The sequence below is a fragment of the Streptomyces sp. Ag109_G2-15 genome (genome assembly GCF_900215565.1).
GTDB classification, from domain to species: domain Bacteria; phylum Actinomycetota; class Actinomycetes; order Streptomycetales; family Streptomycetaceae; genus Streptomyces; species Streptomyces diastatochromogenes.
The window spans coordinates 3,859,535-3,879,144 of record NZ_OCNI01000001.1; the positions used below are offsets into that span (position 1 = coordinate 3,859,535).

Sequence of the window (19,610 nt, forward strand, 5' to 3'; positions counted from 1 at the left end):
CCGTGGGCGGCGCCGGTAGGTACCGGTGAGCACCCGAGCGAAGGGACAGGCGCCGTGAGCGTGATCGTCATCGAGTTCATCACCCTGGACGGGGTCGTGTCCGACCCGGACGGGTCCGCGGGAACCCCCTACGGAGGCTGGGCCTTCCGGCACGGCCCCGAGGCGGTCGCCGGGGACAAGTTCCGCCTCGGCGGCGTCCTGGACGAGGGGGTCATGCTGCTGGGCCGTACCACCTGGGAGCTGTTCGCACGGCTGTGGCCCGGGCGGGACGACCCGTTCGCCGCGCGGCTGAACGCCGTGCCGAAGCTGGTCGCCTCCCGCACCGCGCCCGACGTGTCCGCGTGGTCCCACTCGCGCCTCTTGGAGGGCGATCTGCCGGAGGCCGTACGGGCCGAGCGGCGGGACGTGATCGTCACCGGCAGCCTGGCGGTCGTTCACGCGCTGAGGGCCGCCGATCTGGTCGACGAGTACCGGCTGATGACCTTCCCGGTGGTCCTGGGCGAGGGGCGGCGGCTGTTTCCTGCCGGAGGTCCGCCCGCCGACCTGGAGTGCCTGTCGGCCGAACGGGTCGGCGCCGCCGTCCTCACGCGGTACGGGAGGGTGGCGCGATGACCGTCCGCTTCCTCGCCCTGTACGAGAGGCCGGCCGACCCGGAGGCGTTCGACCGGCACTACCGCGAGATCCACGTCCCGCTCGCCCGCCGCCTGCCCGGCCTGCGCCGCTACACGGTCGGCCGCGACCTCGCTCCTGTCCGAGGCGGCGAGCCGTACTACCTGGTCGCGGCGCTGGAGTGGGACTCGTCGGACGACCTGCGCGCCGCGTTCGCCTCCCCCGAGGGGCGGGCGACCGCCGCCGACGCGGCGCACCTCCAGCAGCTCGCGTCCGTCCGGAGCATGATCGTCACCCTGGAGGAGGACCTGGTCTAGACGGGCCGCCCGTGGCCCCGGACCGACGCGCGGATCGAGAAGTGCGCCATGCGGCGAGAGATTTCGACCGTGACATGTCTGCGGAGTGTCGTGTTATGCCCGCTTACGTCCGATCCATCAAGATGTGCGCCACATCATCCTGTCGTGTATGTCCGGTGGAGAGGGGTTCCCAGGGTGAGCAGCGCATCGATGACGCCGCACGGCTTCCGGATCGTCCGAGGGCGCGCCTACCGCCCCGATCGGGTCGACGCGTACCTGGAGGCGCTGTCGCTGGACCGGGACGCCGCGTGGGAGCGTGCCGCGCGGCTGACGGTGCTCGCCAAGGACATGGGCGCGGAGGCCGCGCGGCTGCGCGAGGCGGTGGCGCAGCTCGCCCCGCAGACCTACGAGAGCCTCGGGGAGCAGGCGCGGCGTCTCTACCAGCTCGCGTTGCAGGAGGCGGCGGACGTCCCCGACCGCGCGCGGCGTGCGGCGCACGAGCAGGTCGCGCAGGCCGAAGCGCACGCTCTCAGTACATGCCAGGAGGCGCAGGAAGCGGCGGACGCGCTCCGCGCGGACGCCGACGAACGCGCCCGCCTGTGCCTCCTCGCGGCCCACGCCGAGGCCGACGACCTGCGCATCGGCGCCCGGCTCGAAGTGAAGGAGGCGCGTGGGGAGGCGCTCGCCGCGCTGCGCGAGGTACGCCAGCGCACCACCGGCATGCTCGCCGAGCAGACCCGCGAGCACGCCGAGCGGTGGGAGGCCGCCGAGCGCGAGGACGCCGAACGGGCGGCCGCGCTCGAGGCCCGCGACGCCGAGCGGGTCGCCCGCGCCGAGGCCGCCCTGTCCGAGGCGAAACGCGCCCTCGGCGAGGCCGAGGAGTACGCACGCCGCTGCCAGGAGGAGGCGCACGTGCGGGCCGCCGACATCGTCGCCGAGGCACACGAGCGCGAGGAGGACATCGCCCTGGAAACCGAACAGGTGCTGCGCGAGCACAGCGAGACCTGGGACGACGTCCAGGCGCACATGGACTACGTGCGCAGCAGCCTCATCTCGCTGACGGGCAGAGCGACCCTGGAGTAGCGCCCCCCGCGCGGGCGTCCTCAACCGCCTCTGCGTACCGCCCCGGCGAGGATCCACCCCTCCACGGCCTCGTACTGGCGCCGCTGTTCCTCCGCCTTGCGGCGGCCCGAGACGACCGTTCCCAGCCAGCCGAAGAAGAAGCCGGCCGGGATGGAGACGATGCCGGTCGTGGTGAACGGGAACCAGTTGAAGTCGGCGTGCGGGAAGGCCGAGACGGGCGAGCCGGAGACGAGGTTGGTGCCCGGCATGAGTAGCAGCACGGTCAGTGAGCCCCCGAGCAGCGTGCCCATCAGCCCGCTTCGGGTGTAGCGGCGCCAGAAGAGGCCGTACACCAGGGCGGGCGCGAGGGCGGAGGCGCCCAGGCAGAAGGAGAGGGTCGCCAGGGGCTGCAGGCTGTGGTGCTGCACCAGGGTGGCCAGCAGGATCGTCGGGACGCCTATGGCCAGCGCCGAGAGGCGGGCCAGGGCCATCTCGCGGCGGGCCGGCATCTCCTGGACGCGGGCGGCGAACACGTCGTGGGCCAGGGAGTTGGCGCAGGCGAGGATCATCCCGGCCACCGAGGCGAGCAGGGTCAGGAAGATCGCCGTGGTGACCATGGTGAACAGGAAGGTCTCAGTCGTCGACACGTCGGCGCCGAACGCCGCCCGTGAGCCCAGCAGATAGGCCGTGTTGCCCTGCGGGTCGGCCGCCGCGATCGCGCTGCGGCCGACCAGGGCCGTGGCGCCGAACCCGACCACCGTGATGACCAGCACGAACAGCGCCACGATCGACACCGCCCAGGACAGTGAGCGGCGCACCTGGCGGGCGCTGGAGGCGGTGTACATGCGCATGGTGATGTGCGGCAGGCAGGCGCCGCCGAGCACGATGGTCAGCTCCGAGGTGATCATGTCCAGGCGGGCGCGCGGATGCCCGGCGAACTGCAGCCCGGAGTGCAGGAAGGCCGGCCCGGCCCCGCTCTGCCGTGCCGCCGCGCCGAACAGGGCGCCCGGGTCCCAGTCGAAGCGGCGCAGGATCAGTACGGCGACCACGGCGCCCGATCCGACCAGCATCACGATCTTCAGGATCTGGATGAGCGCGGTGCCCTTCATGCCGCCGATCGCCGCGTAGCTGATCATCAGCGCGCCGAGTCCGACGACACAGCCGGTCTTCAGCGACTCGTTCGTGAAGCCCAGGATGAACGCCATCAGCTGCCCGGTGCCGGCGAGTTGGACCAGCATCATCGGCAGCAGCGAGGCGATCGTCACCGCGCAGGCCGTGATCCGCACACAGCGGCCCGGCATCCGGCGGGCCAGCGCGTCACCCATGGTGAACCGGCCCGCGTTGCGCAGCGGTTCGGCCAGCAGGAACATCAGCAGCATCAGCGACAGCGCCGTACTGAGGGCGAGCACGACACCGTCGTAGCCGCACAGGGCGATCACCCCGCCGGTGCCGAGGACGGTGGCGGCGGAGATGTAGTCGCCGGCGATGGCCAGGCCGTTGCGCAGCGGGGACAGGGAGCCGTAGCCGGTGTAGAACTCGTCGAGGTCGTCGCGGTCCGGGCCGGCCATCACGCACAGCAGCAGGGTCAGCGTGGCGACGGAGGAGAAGGCGACCAGCGACATGGTCTGCGCCGAGTGGCTGAAACCGGTGAAGCCGGAGAGGTCCGGGGAGGCGCTGGTGGTCATCGGGCCGCTCCTCGCCGCGCGTTCAGTTCGGCCTCCTTGCGGATGCGGTCCGCGAGCGGGTCGACATGGCGGCGCGCGGTGTGCTCGTACAGGGCGATCGCCAGCCAGGTGACCGGGAGTTGGAGCAGGGCGAGCAGCAGGCCGGCCGGGATGCCGTCGGTGACCGTCGTCGTCATGACGTGCGGCGCGAACGCGGACAGGACGAGGAAGAGGGTGAAGTAGCCGAGCGCGGTGAGGGCGGCGGTGCGGCGCTGCCAGCGGTAGGCGCCGCGCAGCACGCGCAGGTCGCTGTGGTGTCCGAGGGGTTCGCGGGGCGGGGTGCGGCGCGGCCGGGGCGGTTCGGGGGGCGGGGGCTGCCAGGGGTAGGTGAGGTCCGGGGGCGGGCGCGGCGGGTCGTAGGACATCCCGGGGCTCCTTGCGTGGCTCGGGTCCGTGGCGGCGGACCGCAGGGAGGTGGGGGGAGCGGAGTCACGCACGCTACTCGCCGGTCCGGGGCCGCGCGGGGTTTTCGACGAACTGGCCGGTCGGTATGCGCTTACTTCGCGAAAACGGGTCTGACCTCGGGTGTTACCCGCGTTAACCAGGGGGCAGGGCCATGCCCCGGCCTCCCCGCGCGCCTATTCCTGCCGCACCGGAAACTTCCGTGGCGCCACCACCAGCAGCACCAGGAAGGCCAGTGCCGCCGCGCATGCCGCGCCGAAGTACACCGCGTGCACCGCCGCGGCGATCGCCCGCCGCGTCGCCTCCGGAGCCGTACCGCCGTCCCACGCGCGCGTGACGGACTCCAGGTCGCCCGCCCCGCCCAGCCGCGCGGCCAGCACCGCGTTGGCGACGGCACCGAACAGGGAGGCGCCCACGGTCTGCCCGGTCTGCCGGCAGAACAGCACCGACGCGGTCGTCGTCCCCCGCTCCGACCAGCCCACCGTCGACTGCACCCCGATGATCAGCGGCAGCTGGAACAGCCCCAGCACCCCGCCCAGCGCCAGCATCAGCAGCATCGGCTGCCACCAGGAACCGGGATACGGCAGGAACGGGAACGCGAGCAGGATCAGCGCGCCCGCGCCGATGCCGAGCAGCGCGGTGTCACGGAAGCCGATGCGCCGGTACACGTGCTGGCTGACCGCCGCCGACCCCGACCAGGTCAGCGTCCACACACACAGCACGAGGCCGGCCGCCGCGGGGCCGAGTCCGAGCACCGACTGGGCGTACGTCGGCAGGAACACCGACGGCGCCACCATCAGCAGCCCCAGCGCGCCGAACGCCAGATTGACGGCCGCGATCGTACGGCGCCGCCACACCCACCCCGGGATGATCGGCTCCGCCGCCCGCCGCTCCACCCACACCACCACGCCCACCAGGGCGAGCCCGGTGCCGAACAGCGCGAGCGAGGGCGCCGACAGCCACGCCCAGGCCACCCCGCCCTGCACCAGCGCGGTCAGCAGCACCCCGCCGCACGCGAACACCGCGAGCGCGCCCGCCCAGTCCACGCGCGCGCGGGCGGCCTTTTCCCGCTCGGGCTCGTGCAGATGACGGACGATCAGCCACAACGCGGCCGCGCCGATCGGCAGGTTGACGAGGAAGATCCACCGCCAGTCGGCGTACGCGGCCAGCGCCCCGCCAAGGCCCGGCCCGGCCACCGCCGACACCGCCCACACCGTGGACAGCCTGGCCTGGATCTTCGGGCGCTCCGCCAGCGGGTACAGGTCGGCGGCCAGCGTCTGCACCGTCCCCTGCAACGCGCCGCCGCCCAGCCCCTGCACGACCCGGAACGCGATCAGCGCCGCCATGTTCCACGCGCCGGCGCACAGCAGCGAGCCCAGCAGGAACACGGCGGCGCCCGCGACCAGGACCGGCTTGCGGCCGAAGGTGTCGGACAGCTTGCCGTAGACGGGCAGGGTGACGGTGACGGCGAGCAGATAGCCGGAGAACAGCCAGGAGAAGACGGAGAACCCGCCGAGGTCGCCGACGATCTGCGGTACGGCGGTGGAGACGATCGTGGCGTCCAGCGCGGCCAGCGCCATCGACAGCATCAGCGCGGCGACCACCGCGCCTCTCCTGCGGGTGCCCTGCCCTGTCGTGGCGCCGCCGCGTATCGCGGGTGTCGTACTCCCCACCGGATCCCCTCCCCTGGGTCCCCACCCGGACCCGTCCCGTGTCCCCTGCATCTATCTCCGGTACGACAGCTTCCCACGGCACCCGCAACTTGACCCTGACGCGACGAGAGGGTGGAGGCTTTCTGGGCCGGAGGGTGGAGTCGACCCCGAGAAGGACTCCACCCGGCGGTGGACCACCCCTAGGGGTCTCTCCGCACTACGGCCCGGGGAGGGTTCGTACCGCCGGAGGAGGAGACGGACCCGGTGCTGTCCTTAACCTGGCTTTACGCCGCCGGGGGGCGGTTGACCGAACCGACGGGGGTGGGGTTTTCCCCCGCACAAGAGGGGGCTTCGCACCAGCGCGGGGCATGCCCGCCGCACGCGAGACTCGACGCCGTACCCACGACGACGCACCGGCACACCGGGGCGCGACGACACACCTGCCGACCGACTTAGGAGACATACCGTGACATCGGCTGTGACCACTACCAGGCACGGGGGAACTGGAGGGCGTACGGCCGTTGCCGCGCGGGCGCGGCAGGTCGTGAAGGCGTACGGGTCCGGCGAGACCCGTGTCGTCGCCCTGGACCACGTCGACGTGGACATCGCCCGCGGCCAGTTCACCGCGATCATGGGCCCCTCGGGGTCCGGCAAGTCCACCCTGATGCACTGCCTCGCCGGCCTCGACACGGTGACCAGCGGTCAGATCTACCTGGACGAGACCGAGATCACCGGCCTGAAGGACAAGAAGCTCACCCAGCTGCGCCGGGACCGGATCGGGTTCATCTTCCAGGCGTTCAACCTGCTGCCGACGCTCAACGCGCTCGAGAACATCACGCTGCCCATGGACATAGCGGGGCGCAAGCCGGACCGCGCCTGGCTCGACCGGGTCGTGGAGACCGTGGGGCTCGCCGGACGGCTCAAGCACCGGCCCACCCAGCTCTCCGGCGGCCAGCAGCAGCGCGTCGCCGTGGCCCGTGCGCTCGCCGCCCGCCCGGAGATCATCTTCGGTGACGAGCCGACCGGAAACCTCGACTCGCGCGCGGGAGCGGAGGTTCTGGGCTTCCTGCGCCGCTCGGTGGACGAACTGGGCCAGACCATCGTGATGGTCACCCACGACCCGGTCGCCGCCTCCTACGCGGACCGCGTGCTCTACCTCGCCGACGGCAGGATCGTCGACGAGATGTACCAGCCGACGGCCGATCAGGTCCTGGACCGCATGAAGGACTTCGACGCCCGGGGGCGTACGTCATGACCGTCCTGAAGACCTCGATGCGCAACTTCTTCGCGCACAAGGGCCGCATGGCGCTGTCGGCGATCGCGGTACTGCTGTCGGTGGCCTTCGTCTGCGGCACCCTGGTGTTCACCGACACGATGAACACCACCTTCGACAACCTCTTCCAGGCGACCTCGTCGGACGTCACGGTCACCGCCAAGGGCTCCTCCGACACCGGCGAGACCACCTCCCGCACCGGCAAGCCGCCGGTCATGCCGGCCTCCGTGCTCGGCGAGATCCGCACGGCCCAGGGCGTCAAGGCGGCCGAGGGCACGGTGTTCTCCACCTCGGTCACCGTGGTCGACGCCGACAAGGACAAGCTGTCGCCCAGCAGCGGCGCGCCCACCATCGTCGGCAGCTGGAACGGCAACGACGCCCGCACCATGAAGATCACCTCCGGTACGGCGCCCAAGGGCCCCGGCCAGGTCATGGTCGACGCGGACACCGCCGACAAGCACCACCTCAGGCTCGGCGACGACATCGGCATGATCAACGTCCTCGGCACGCACCACGCGCGCGTGTCCGGCATCGCCACCTTCACCGTCACCAACCCCGGCGCGGCGATCTTCTACCTGGACACGAAGACCGCCCAGCAGAACCTGGTCGGCCGGACCGGCGTGTACACCAACGTCAACGTCACCGCCGCCCAGGGCGTCACCGACGCACAGCTGAAGAAGAACGTGACCGCCGCACTCGGCCACGGCTACAAGGTGCAGACCGCCAAGGAGGTCGCCAAGGCCAACCAGAAGAACGTCGAGAGCATCCTGAACGTCATGAAGTACGCGATGCTCGGCTTCGCCGGGATCGCCTTCCTGGTCGGCATCTTCCTGATCATCAACACCTTCTCGATGCTGGTCGCCCAGCGCACCCGGGAGATCGGCCTGATGCGCGCCATCGGCTCCTCCCGCAGCCAGGTCAACCGGTCCGTGCTGGTCGAGGCGCTGCTGCTCGGCGTGATCGGCTCCGTGCTCGGCGTCGGCGCGGGCGTGGGCATCGCGGTCGGCCTGATGAAGCTCATGGGCACCATGGGCATGCACCTGTCCACCGACGACCTGACCGTGGCCTGGACGACCCCCACCGTCGGCCTGCTCCTCGGCGTGATCGTCACCGTCCTCGCCGCCTACCTGCCCGCCCGCCGCGCCGGCAAGGTCTCCCCGATGGCCGCACTGCGCGACGCGGGCGCCCCGGCCGACGCCAAGGCCGGGCTCGTACGGGCCCTGATCGGCCTGTTCCTCACCGGCGCAGGCGTCGCGAGCCTGTACGCCGCCGCCACCGCCGACAAGGCCAAGAGCGGCTCGGGCATGCTGGGCCTGGGCGTGGTGCTGACCCTGATCGGCTTCGTCGTCATCGGCCCGCTGCTCGCCGGCGGCCTGGTCCGCGTCCTCGGCGCGGTCATGCTGCGGATCTTCGGCCCCGTCGGCCGGATGGCCGAGCGCAACGCGCTGCGCAACCCGCGCCGCACCGGCGCCACCGGCGCGGCCCTGATGATCGGCCTGGCCCTGGTGGCCTGCCTGTCGGTGGTCGGCTCCTCCATGGTGGCCTCCGCCACCGACCAGCTCGACAAGACGGTCGGTACGGACTTCATCATCGCGCCGGACAACCCGCAGAACGGTCTCATCGCACCCCAGGCGGTCAAGGCCATCAAGGACACCCCGGGCCTCACACGGGTCACCGAGTACCGGCCGGCCCTGGCCGACTTCACCACCCCGGACGGCCAGACGCTCAGGGACACCGACATCACGGCGGCCGACCCGACGTACGCGACCGACCTGCGCAAGAAGACCGTCGCCGGGAACCTCAAGGACGCCTACCTGCCCGACTCGATGTCCGTCCACGAGAAGTTCGCCAAGGCCCACGGCATCCACCTCGGCTCGAAGATCACCGTCGCCTTCAAGGAGGGCGCCACCGCTCACCTGACGGTCCGCGCGATCACCAGCAGCGACGAGGTGATCGACCAGGGCGCCAAGTACACCTCCCTCGCCACGCTCGAGAAGTACGTGCCCGCCGACGGGATGCCGCTCGACGCGCTGGTCTTCGCCACCGCCAAGGACGGGCAGCAGGCGGCCGCCTACAAGGCGCTGAAGGCGGCCCTGCACGACGGCCACCCGGAGTTGACCGTACGTGACCAGACCGACTACAAGCAGGCGCTGAAGGACCAGATCGGGCAGCTGCTGAACATGATCTACGGCCTCCTGGCCCTCGCGATCATCGTCGCGATCCTCGGTGTGGTGAACACGCTGGCCCTGTCCGTGGTCGAGCGCACCCGCGAGATCGGCCTGATGCGGGCGATCGGCCTCTCCCGCCGCCAGCTGCGCCGCATGATCCGCCTGGAGTCCGTGGTGATCGCCGTCTTCGGCGCCCTGCTGGGCCTCGGCCTCGGCATGGGCTGGGGCGCGACCGCCCAGAAGCTCCTCGCGCTGGAAGGCCTGAAGGTCCTGGAGATCCCCTGGCCGACGATCACCGCCGTCTTCGTCGGCTCGGCCTTCGTGGGCCTGTTCGCCGCCCTGATCCCGGCGTTCCGGGCGGGCCGGATGAACGTACTGAACGCCATCGCGACGGACTAGCCGCGCAGGCAGGGCCGAGGGCCGCACACGGGGGCGCCCGAGGCCGACAGCCACCGCATACGGGGGTTGCGGGGGATGGACCCGGTGCCGGGAAGTCCTGGGGGACTTCCCGGCACCGGGTTTTTCACTGTCCCCCCTGACGGTTATCCACAGCCCCCGCACCCGCGAGCGCAGCGTCGTACGCTGGAGACCCCCGGCCCCTCACACGAGTCGGGTTATTCGCGTTGCCCACACCCGGACGGAAAGCCTCCTCCATGAGCCTGCACGGTCTGCTCGACGCCGTAGTCAAGGACCCCGCCCTCGCGGAAGCGATCACGGCGGCCGCGGACGGCAACCGCATGCACATCGACCTCGTCGGCCCACCCGCCGCCCGCCCCTTCGCGGTCGCCGCCCTCGCCCGCGAGGCCGCCCGCCCGGTGCTCGCGGTGACGGCGACGGGCCGCGAGGCCGAGGACCTGGCGGCGGCCCTGCGCTCGCTGCTGCCCCCGGAGGGCGTCGTGGAGTACCCCTCCTGGGAGACCCTCCCGCACGAGCGCCTCAGCCCGCGCAGCGACACCGTCGGCCGCCGCCTCGCCGTCCTGCGCCGCCTCGCCCACCCCCGCCCCGACGACCCCGAGACCGGCCCGGTCTCCGTGGTCGTGGCACCCGTACGGTCCGTGCTCCAGCCGCAGGTCAAGGGCCTCGGCGACCTGGAGCCGGTGGCCTTGAGGACGGGGCAGACGGCCGACCTGAACGAGGTCGTGGAAGCCCTCGCGGCCGCCGCCTACGCGCGCGTGGAGCTGGTCGAGAAGCGCGGCGAGTTCGCCGTACGCGGCGGCATCCTGGACGTGTTCCCGCCCACCGAGGAACACCCCCTGCGCATCGAGTTCTGGGGCGACGACGTCGAGGAGATCCGCTACTTCAAGGTCGCCGACCAGCGCTCCCTCGAAGTCGCCGAGCACGGCCTGTGGGCCCCGCCCTGCCGCGAACTGCTGCTCACGGACGACGTACGGGCACGCGCGCGTGCCCTCGCCGAGGAACACCCCGAGCTGGGGGAGCTGCTCAACAAGATCGCCGAGGGCATCGCGGTCGAGGGCATGGAGTCCCTGGCCCCGGTCCTGGTGGACGACATGGAGCTGCTGCTCGACGTCCTGCCCAAGGGCGCCATGGCCGTCGTCTGCGACCCGGAGCGGGTCCGCACGCGCGCCGCGGACCTGGTGGCGACGAGCCAGGAGTTCCTGCAGGCCTCCTGGGCGGCCACGGCAGGCGGCGGCGAGGCTCCCATCGACGTCGGCGCGGCCTCCCTGTGGTCCATCGCCGACGTCCGCGCCCGCGCCCGCGAACTGGACATGATGTGGTGGTCCGTCTCGCCCTTCGCCGCCGACGAAGAGCTGACGGATCCATTTGCCGCTGACGCGGCGGGGGACACCCTCAAGGTGGGCATGCACGCCCCCGAGACCTACCGCGGCGACACCGCCAAGGCCCTCGCCGACACCAAGGGCTGGCTCGCCGACGGCTGGCGCACGGTCTTCGTCACCGAGGCCCACGGCCCGGCCGCCCGCACCGTGGAGGTGCTCGGCGGCGAGGGCATCGCCGCCCGCCTCGACGCCGACCTCGGCGAGCTGAACCCCGCCCTGGTGCACGTCTCCTGCGGCTCGATCGACTTCGGCTTCGTGGACCCGGCGCTCCGGCTCGCCGTCCTCACCGAGACCGACCTGTCCGGCCAGAAGGCCGCCGGCAAGGACGGCGCCCGCATGCCGGCCCGCCGCCGCAAGACCATCGACCCGCTCACCCTGGAGCCGGGCGACTACATCGTCCACGAACAGCACGGCGTCGGCCGCTACATCGAGATGGTGCAGCGCACCGTGCAGGGCGCCACCCGCGAGTACCTGGTCGTGGAGTACGCCCCCGCCAAGCGCGGCCAGCCGGGCGACCGCCTCTACATCCCCACCGACCAGCTGGAGCAGATCACCAAGTACGTCGGCGGCGAGGCCCCCACCCTGCACCGCCTCGGCGGCGCCGACTGGACGAAGACCAAGGCGCGCGCGAAGAAGGCGGTCAAGGAGATCGCCGCCGACCTGATCAAGCTCTACAGCGCCCGTATGGCCGCCCCCGGCCACACCTTCGGGGCGGACACCCCCTGGCAGCGCGAGCTGGAGGACGCCTTCCCGTACGCGGAGACCCCCGACCAGCTCACCACCATCGCCGAGGTCAAGGAGGACATGGAGAAGTCCGTCCCCATGGACCGCCTGGTCTGCGGCGACGTCGGCTACGGCAAGACCGAGATCGCGGTCCGCGCCGCCTTCAAGGCCGTACAGGACGGCAAGCAGGTCGCCGTCCTCGTCCCCACGACCCTGCTGGTGCAGCAGCACTTCGGCACGTTCTCCGACCGGTACTCGCAGTTCCCGGTGAACGTGCGGGCGCTCTCCCGCTTCCAGACCGACACCGAGGCCAAGGCCGTCCTGGAGGGCCTCAAGGACGGTGCGGTCGACGTCGTCATCGGCACCCACCGCCTGTTCTCCTCCGAGACCAGGTTCAAGGACCTCGGCCTGGTCATCGTCGACGAGGAGCAGCGCTTCGGCGTCGAGCACAAGGAGCAGCTGAAGAAGCTCCGCGCCAACGTCGACGTACTGACCATGTCCGCGACCCCGATCCCGCGCACCCTGGAGATGGCGGTCACCGGCATCCGCGAGATGTCCACGATCACCACCCCGCCCGAGGAGCGCCACCCCGTCCTCACCTTCGTCGGGCCGTACGAGGAGAAGCAGATCGGCGCGGCCATCCGCCGCGAACTGCTGCGCGAGGGCCAGGTCTTCTACATCCACAACCGGGTCGAGTCCATCGACCGCGCCGCGGCGCGACTGCGCGACATCGTCCCCGAGGCGCGCATCGCCACCGCCCACGGCCAGATGTCCGAGTCGGCCCTGGAGCAGGTCGTCGTCGACTTCTGGGAGAAGAAGTTCGACGTGCTCGTCTCCACGACGATCGTCGAGTCCGGCATCGACATCTCCAATGCCAACACACTGATCGTGGAGCGCGGCGACACCTTCGGCCTCTCCCAGCTGCACCAGCTGCGCGGCCGCGTCGGACGAGGCAGGGAACGCGGCTACGCCTACTTCCTCTACCCGCCGGAGAAGCCGCTCACGGAGACCGCGCACGAGCGTCTGGCGACGATCGCCCAGCACACCGAGATGGGCGCGGGCATGTACGTGGCGATGAAGGACCTGGAGATCCGAGGAGCCGGAAACCTCCTCGGCGGCGAGCAGTCCGGGCACATCGCCGGCGTCGGCTTCGACCTGTACGTGCGCATGGTCGGCGAGGCCGTCGCCGACTACCGGCGCCAGCTGGAGACCGGCGAGATCGAGGAGGAGCCGCCGCTCGAGGTCAAGATCGAGCTGCCCGTCGACGCCCACGTCCCGCACGACTACGCGCCCGGCGAGCGGCTGCGCCTGCAGGCCTACCGGGCCATCGCCTCCGCCAACTCCGAGGAGGACATCAAGGCCGTCCGCGAGGAACTCACCGACCGCTACGGCAAACTGCCCGAACCGGTGGAGAACCTGCTGCTGGTGGCCGGGCTGCGGATGCTCGCGCGCGCGTGCGGCGTCGGCGAGATCGTCCTGCAGGGCACCAACATCCGCTTCGCGCCCGTGGAGCTGCGCGAGTCGCAGGAGCTGCGGGTCAAGCGCCTGTACCCGGGCACGGTCATCAAGCCGGCCGTCCACCAGGTGCTGGTACCGCGCCCGAAGACCGCGAAGGTGGGCGGCAAGCCGCTGGTCGGCCGCGAACTGCTGGGCTGGGTCGGGGAGTTCCTCGCCTCGATCCTGGGGTCGTAGGCGGCGGGGCGGATTCCGGGGTCGTAGGCCTTGAGGGGGCGTGCGACCCTGCCGCCCCGCGCTCGGTTCCGGGCGCCACATGCCCCCGCACCACCGGTCGCACGAAATCTCCTCGCCGGCCCCCATCGGAGGGACGTCGTACGGCCGTTACGGTGGTAGGCGGAACGATCCGCCCCGCATATGAGGGCGGACCAGGGCGAGCCAGGGGGGACGCGCGTGAGGCGTCTGAGGGGTGGGGCGGTCACCGCTGCGGTCGTGATGGTCGCGGTGGCGGGCTGCAAGGCCGAGCACGGCAAGGGGGCCTCCGGGCCCGAGCGGACGGGAGGCGGGGGCGCTGCCCTGGCCGCCGCCGAGTCGCTGCCCGTCAAGGGCCGCGCCCCGAAGACCGGTTACTCCCGGGCCCGGTTCGGCACCGCTTGGGCCGACACCGACTCCAACTCCTGCGACACCCGCGACGACATACTCAAGCGCGACCTGAAGGCCGTGAAGGTCACCGGCGGCACCTGCAAGGTCACCTACGGCCTGCTGGAGCCCGACCCGTACTCCGGCAAGGACATCACCTACCGGCGCGGCCGCAGCCAGGTCGACATCGACCATGTCGTCGCCCTCTCGGACGCCTGGCAGAAGGGCGCGAAGTACTGGGCCCCCAGCAAGCGCATAGCCCTGGCCAACGACCCGCTCAACCTGCTCGCGGTCGACGCGAGCACCAACCGCGGCAAGGGTGACGGGGACACCGCCACCTGGATCCCGCCCAACCAGGCCTACCGCTGCACCTATGTGGCCGCCCAGGTGGCCGTCAAGAAGAAGTACGGCCTGTGGGTCACCGCCGCCGAGAAGGCCGCGATGAAGAAGGTCCTCGCCACCTGCCCGGACCAGAAACTCCCCACGGGTGGCAACCCGACGAAGGCCCCGGAGCGGTTCCGGGCGCGGTGAGCCGGGGCGGGGCACGTCCGCCGGCGGTATCCGGTGACGCGCTGGTGGGCGGCCGAATTCGCTGTCCCGCCGGGCACGCGCCGTTTACGGTGACCGGCATGGACGTAAAGGTAAGCACCCTCGCCGAGCGGCCCGACCGGCTGCCGGCGGTGCTCGCGATGGCCGACACATGGCCCGAGTTCGTGACCAACGACCCGGTGGGCAACGCCCATTACGGCCGCATCCCCACCGAACTGCCGCAGTACGCGCTGTTCGCCGAGGACGAGCGGGGCGAGGTCGTGGCCCACGCCTACAGCGTGCCCTTCTCCCTCGCCGCCGAGGGCCGGGGCGCCCTGCCCGCCCGGGGCTGGGACCAGACGCTGCTGTGGGCCTTCGCCGACCTGCGCCGCGGCACCCGCCCGGACACGGTCAGCGCGATCTCCGTCGTCATCGCCCCGCACGCCCAGGGCCACGGCCTGTCCGGCGTCATGCTCTCGGCGATGCGGGACAACGCCCGCGCCCACGGCTTCCGTGAGGTCGTCGCCCCCGTCCGCCCGAACGCCAAGCACCGCGAACCGCACACCCCGATCACCGAGTACGCCCACCGGGTCCGCCCCGACGGCCTGCCCGAAGACCCCTGGCTGCGCGTCCACGCCCGGGCCGGCGCCACCATCGACTCCATCGCCCCGGCCTCCATGACCGTGAGCGCCTCGCTGGAGGATTGGCGCCGCTGGACCGGGCTGCCCTTCGACACCCCGGGGGACGTCGAGGTGCCCGGCGCACTGGTCCCGGTCCGCTGCGAACCGGAGCGCGGGTACGCGGTGTACGTCGAGCCCAACGTATGGATGCGGCACCCGCTGTGACCTCGCGCCGGGCCCGGCCCAGCGTCGGCCGCCCGGCACGTTCAGGCTGATGACGCCGATGAAGCCGATGACGCCCGTACGGCGTGACCGCCGGCCGGTGAGCCGTCGGCGGTCGTGGTCGTCGTGCGGCCGGGCCGGCGGGTGCGTCCGCCGGCCCGGCCCATGGATCAGGCGGTCCCGCCTGCCGCGCGGATCACGCGGTCTTCTTGTCCTTCAAGGACCCCACGACCCGGGTGGTCAACTTCTTGGCGGCCGCGGCACCGTTGTCGCTGCCCGCCGTGGACAGCACGGTGATCACGGTGTTGCCGGAACGGGCCGCGACGAGCGTGGTGCCGGTCTCCCAGGCGCCGCTCGTCAGCGTCATCGTGTACGCCTCGTCACCGAGCCCGGCCGTGGACCGGCCCATGACCTTCACCTTGGCGTGGGTGTCCGTGTCCGTGAACGTGGCGCACTCGGTGGCGACGGACTGCAGTTCCTTCATCACCGTCTTCGCCGTGGTGCCCTGGAACTCGTCGATCTCCTGGGTGATTTCCTCGGTCTTGTCCTGGTTCACATAGTCGTCCTGCGCGAAGGACACGCCTCCCTCGAAGCCGGTCACCTGGATCCAGGCCGTGCCCTCCAGCCTGGTGCAGTCCGGCTTCGCGGTCTTCCTGCTGGACGGGGAGAGGAACTGGCTCCCGCTGTCCGAGGCGCCGTCCGCAGCGCGGGTGAACCCGGACGGGAAGGCCGACGCGGGCGCCAGGACCTTCTTCAGCTGAGTACCGGTGAGCAGACCGGCGTTGGGGTTCTGCTCCTTGGCCGGCTTGGCGCTCGCGCCGGTGTCGGAGGAGGACCCCGAGGAGCAGGCGGACAGGGCCAGGGGGAGTGCCGCGACGGCGAGCAGAGTGACGACACGGGACGGGAGACGCATGACAGTCCTTCAAGAAGAGAGGTGAAACGGGGACGTGTGTACGGCATTCCGTACGGCGTCCGGGGCGGGGTGCACCGTCGGACGCTGGGCCACGGCCGGGCGCCGATGACGCGACGGCCGGACGAGTGGGAGGCGCGGAGGGCAAGGGGGGTCGTGGGGCCGGCCGGTGCCCGGCGCTCGGCTGCGCACCGGTGGCCGGGTCGGTCGGGTCATGCCTTCTTCCAGACGCCGCAGCCGGTCGTCTTGAAGTAGGCGTCCGTGGAGCTGATGGTGACGACAGCCGTGCCGGTCACGTTGTTGTTGGCGATGACCGAGTCGAGCCCCTGCTCGGCGTCCTTGGCGCGCTCCCAGTAGCAGGAGTCGTCGGTGTTTCCGGAGGACTTGTAGGTGCCGGGCGCGATGTCCGTGCCGACCTTGAACATGCCGCCGTCGCCGTCCATCGAGGAGGCGGGCGTGCCCTTCGCCTTCGGGGCCACGGCTTCCCAGTCGTTGCAGCCGGTCGACTTGAACAGCTTGTCGCCGGGCTTGACGGTGACGTAACTCGTGCCGGTGACGTTGTCGTTGGCCAGCACCGAGTCCGTCTCGCCCGAGGCGTCCTTGGCGCGCTCCCAGTAGCACATGCCGTCGGTGTTGCCGGTGGTGCGGTAGGTGCCGGGCTTGATGTCGGAGCCGACCTGGTAGTCGCCGTCCCCGTCGAAGGCGGCCTTCTTCTTCTCGGCCGCCTCGGCGCCCCCCGAGTCTTTCTTTCCGCCGGGCTGGTGCGTGGCAGAGGCCGAAGAGTCCTTGCCGCTGCTGCCGGAACCGGCGTCCTTGCCGCCGTTGCCGGCGTTCGCGGACACGGTACCGATGACGACGACCCCCACGACGGCGCCGAGCGCGATCTTGCCCTTCATGCCCATGACGGGACCCCTCCCCTGGCGTGGCGACCGCCCCCTCCGGCTGGCCGCTCGTTCGCTGGGTCAATAAGACCAGAGCCTGTGAACCGAGTCAACACGGTTCACAGGCTTGGTTATGTACACGCTCGTGAATGCAGGGATCTTGTGTACGTCGGTATGCTCGGCGCACACACGGGACGAGGGGAGCGGGGCCGGTGCAGGACAACGCGACAGAGGTGACCGCGGCCGGTATCGCGCGGCTCGCCGGGGTGGGCCGGGCCGCCGTCAGCAACTGGCGCCGTCGGCACGCCGACTTCCCCAAGCCGGTCGGCGGCACCGAGACCAGCCCGTCCTTCGCGCTGGCCGAGGTGGAGGCCTGGCTGCGCAAGCAGGGCAAGCTGGCCGAGGTCCCGTTGCGTGAGCGGGTCTGGCAACAGCTCGCCGGCCATCCCGAAGGGCCGGTCACCGCACTGGTGCACGCGGGGTGCGCCCTGCTGCTCATCCATGAGCGCCCCACCGTCTGGCTGGACGTGAGCGCCGGCTCCGACGAGCGACTGGCCGCGATGCTGCCCGGCGCGCTGGACCAGGTCCTGGCCCCGCGCTTCGGCGCCGCCGGACACGGCCGCGGTGTTCACAGCGGCCGGGCCGCGGGCGCCTCATCGGCTGTGAACGGTCCGCTTCCTGTGAACACCGGTACGGTGGCTCACAACGAGGCCGGCTCCCGAGCCCCGGGTGCTGTGAACGTCTCGCTACCTGTGAACACGGGTCCGGCAGCTCACACCCAGCTCCCCGCACACAGTGGGGGCGCTGTGAACACCCCGCCCGCTGTGAACACCCCGCCCACCGTGAACGGCCCGCCGACGGCCCATGCCGCACCCGGCACCCACGGCGTGCCTGCCACCCACGGCACACCCGCCACCCCCAGCACACCCCCCCTCCACACCCCGACCGGCCCCCAACTCCTCCCCTCCACCCCCCTCCTCCGCGGCGCCGCCGAGCTGGCCGCCGAGATGGGGGCCCGGCAGACGTTCGAGTTCCTGCTGGGCCGGCATCTGGACGCGAACCCGCGCCAGTACACGCTCACCCCGGCCGAACTCGCCGGCCTCATGGCCGACCTCGCCGGTCCCGCCCGCACCGTCCTGGACCCGGCCTGCGGCACCGGCGCCCTGCTGCGTGCCGTGGACGCCCGCCCCGACCAGGAGCTGTACGCCCAGGACAGCGCGCCCGACCTCGCCGCGCTGACCGCGCTGCGGCTCGCGCTGGGTACCCGGGCCACCGTGCGCGGCGCCGTCGGGGACACCCTGCGCGCCGACGCCCACCCGCAGCTGCGCGCCGACGCCGTCCTGTGCCATCCGCCGTTCAACGAGCGCAACTGGGGTCACGACGAGCTGGCCTACGACCCCCGCTGGGAGTACGGCTTCCCCGCGCGCACCGAGTCCGAGCTGGCCTGGGTGCAGCACGCGCTGGCCCGGCTGGCCGACGGCGGCACCGCGGTCCTGCTGATGCCGCCGGCCGCCGCCTCCCGCCGTTCCGGCCGCCGGATCCGCGCCGACCTGCTGCGCCGGGGTGCGCTGCGGGCCGTGGTCGCGTTGCCGGTCGGGGCGGCGCCGCCGTACAACATCCCGCTCCATGTGTGGGTGCTGCGCCGGCCCGACCGGACGCCCGCGGCGCCCGAGGTGCTGCTCGCCGACACCGGCCGGTTCGCGGGCGAGGCGCGGGGCGGACCGGACTGGCAGGCGGTCCGGGACGCCGTGCTGGAGGCCTGGCGCACCTTCGAGCGCGCGGGGCGGTTGGCGGAGCGGCCGGGGCTGGCGCGTTCCGTGCCGGTCATCGAGCTGCTCGACGACGACGTGGACCTCGCCCCCGCCCGCCATCTGCCGCCCCCGGCCGTGGCCGACGGCGCGGAGGCGCTCGCCGCGGTGCGCGAACGCCTCGGCGCGACCCTGCGGCTGACCGCCGACCTCACCCCGCCGCCCGCCGATCCGGTGCCGCCCGCGCGCTGGCCGCTCACCACCGTCGGCGAACTCGCGCGCGGGGGCGCGCTGGTGCTGCGCACCGGCGGAAACGGCGGCCACGCGCGCGGGCCGGTGCTCACCGACCATGACGTGCTCGCCGGAACGGCACCCTCCGGGACGCTTCCGGAGAGCGACGAGGAGGCCGTGCTGACCGAGCCGGGCGACGTCGTCGTACCGGTGCTCGGCGGTGGTTCGGTGGCGCGCGTGATCGACGACGCGACGGGGGGCGCCGCCCTGGGGCGCAGCCTCGTGCTGCTGCGCCCCGATCCCACGGCACTCGACCCCTGGTTCCTCGCCGGTTTCCTGCGCGGTACGGCCAACCACCGCCAGGCCAGCAGCTACGCGTCCACGGCCACGCGCCTGGACGTGCGCCGCCTCCAGCTGCCCCGGCTCCCGCTCGACGAACAACGCCGCTACGGAGCACGCTTCCGCGCACTCGACGAGTTCGAGCGAGCGCTGCGCCACGCGAGCCGGCTGGGGGAGCAGCTCGTGCGCGGGATGTACGACGGGCTCACGGACGGCACCGTCGCGCCCGATTGACCGCGGTGCCCGGACAACGGTTCGGTACAACACGGACCGCTTGTCCGTGTCGGGCCATATGCTCGAAGCGACCATCGCACGAGTGGTGTTGTCCGCCC

At 72.0% G+C, this 19,610-nt stretch carries 14 protein-coding genes; 9 read left to right on the forward strand and 5 right to left on the reverse strand.

Features of this window, described 5'->3' with window-relative positions; all coding sequences use genetic code 11:
- Positions 1-54: 54 nt before the first annotated feature.
- The 3 genes from CRP49_RS17350 (at position 55) to CRP49_RS17360 (ending at position 1,988) form a co-directional block, all read left to right on the forward strand.
- Entirely contained in the window at positions 55-612 is a 558-nt protein-coding gene (locus CRP49_RS17350) for a dihydrofolate reductase family protein (protein ID WP_097254187.1), read from the forward strand.
- Positions 609-926, forward strand: a complete 318-nt coding sequence (locus CRP49_RS17355) for an EthD family reductase (protein WP_097254188.1) — start codon at positions 609-611, stop codon at positions 924-926. Before CRP49_RS17350 ends, CRP49_RS17355 begins: the two co-directional genes overlap by 4 nt.
- Before the next feature lie 174 nt (positions 927-1,100).
- The gene (locus CRP49_RS17360) at positions 1,101-1,988 is read left to right on the forward strand and encodes a cellulose-binding protein (protein ID WP_257033427.1); all 888 of its coding nucleotides are present in this window, start codon (positions 1,101-1,103) and stop codon (positions 1,986-1,988) included.
- A 20-nt stretch (positions 1,989-2,008) separates the two neighbouring features.
- Here the strand turns inward: CRP49_RS17360 and CRP49_RS17365 are convergent, their stop codons facing one another.
- From CRP49_RS17365 to CRP49_RS17375, 3 genes are all read right to left on the reverse strand, one after another.
- Positions 2,009-3,652: a cation acetate symporter gene (locus CRP49_RS17365; protein WP_097254190.1), complete on the reverse strand. Its 1,644-nt coding sequence runs from the start codon at positions 3,650-3,652 to the stop codon at positions 2,009-2,011.
- On the reverse strand, positions 3,649-4,056 hold the full coding sequence (locus CRP49_RS17370; protein ID WP_097254191.1) for a DUF485 domain-containing protein: 408 nt from the start codon (positions 4,054-4,056) through the stop codon (positions 3,649-3,651). The genes CRP49_RS17365 and CRP49_RS17370 overlap by 4 nt, the downstream gene beginning before the upstream one ends.
- A gap of 213 nt (positions 4,057-4,269) precedes the next feature.
- Positions 4,270-5,766, reverse strand: coding sequence for an MFS transporter (locus CRP49_RS17375; protein ID WP_097254192.1), 1,497 nt, complete (start codon positions 5,764-5,766; stop codon positions 4,270-4,272).
- 445 nt (positions 5,767-6,211) lie between these two features.
- On the opposite strand from CRP49_RS17375, the gene CRP49_RS17380 reads away from it, so the two are divergent.
- The 5 genes from CRP49_RS17380 (at position 6,212) to CRP49_RS17400 (ending at position 15,172) form a co-directional block, all read left to right on the forward strand.
- Positions 6,212-7,000, forward strand: a complete 789-nt coding sequence (locus tag CRP49_RS17380; protein ID WP_094216630.1) for an ABC transporter ATP-binding protein — start codon at positions 6,212-6,214, stop codon at positions 6,998-7,000.
- Positions 6,997-9,585, forward strand: a complete 2,589-nt coding sequence (locus CRP49_RS17385) for an ABC transporter permease (protein WP_097254193.1) — start codon at positions 6,997-6,999, stop codon at positions 9,583-9,585. The genes CRP49_RS17380 and CRP49_RS17385 overlap by 4 nt, the downstream gene beginning before the upstream one ends.
- Positions 9,586-9,839: 254 nt before the next feature.
- Positions 9,840-13,397: a transcription-repair coupling factor gene (mfd, locus tag CRP49_RS17390; RefSeq protein ID WP_097254194.1), complete on the forward strand. Its 3,558-nt coding sequence runs from the start codon at positions 9,840-9,842 to the stop codon at positions 13,395-13,397.
- Between the two features lie 216 nt (positions 13,398-13,613).
- The gene (locus CRP49_RS17395) at positions 13,614-14,330 is read left to right on the forward strand and encodes an HNH endonuclease family protein (RefSeq protein ID WP_257033428.1); all 717 of its coding nucleotides are present in this window, start codon (positions 13,614-13,616) and stop codon (positions 14,328-14,330) included.
- A 98-nt stretch (positions 14,331-14,428) separates the two neighbouring features.
- Positions 14,429-15,172: an N-acetyltransferase gene (locus tag CRP49_RS17400; protein ID WP_179851656.1), complete on the forward strand. Its 744-nt coding sequence runs from the start codon at positions 14,429-14,431 to the stop codon at positions 15,170-15,172.
- Positions 15,173-15,365: 193 nt separating this feature from the next.
- Here CRP49_RS17400 and CRP49_RS17405 read toward each other — a convergent pair whose 3' ends face one another.
- Positions 15,366-16,082, reverse strand: a complete 717-nt coding sequence (locus CRP49_RS17405) for a hypothetical protein (RefSeq protein WP_097254197.1) — start codon at positions 16,080-16,082, stop codon at positions 15,366-15,368.
- 209 nt (positions 16,083-16,291) lie between these two features.
- Positions 16,292-16,981, reverse strand: a complete 690-nt coding sequence (locus CRP49_RS17410) for a hypothetical protein (RefSeq protein WP_097254198.1) — start codon at positions 16,979-16,981, stop codon at positions 16,292-16,294.
- 191 nt (positions 16,982-17,172) lie between these two features.
- Here CRP49_RS17410 and CRP49_RS17415 point away from each other — a divergent pair, with 191 nt between their 5' ends.
- A complete protein-coding gene (locus CRP49_RS17415) occupies positions 17,173-19,512 on the forward strand; it encodes an N-6 DNA methylase (RefSeq protein ID WP_097254199.1) in 2,340 nt (779 codons plus the stop codon).
- Positions 19,513-19,610 lie beyond the last annotated feature (98 nt).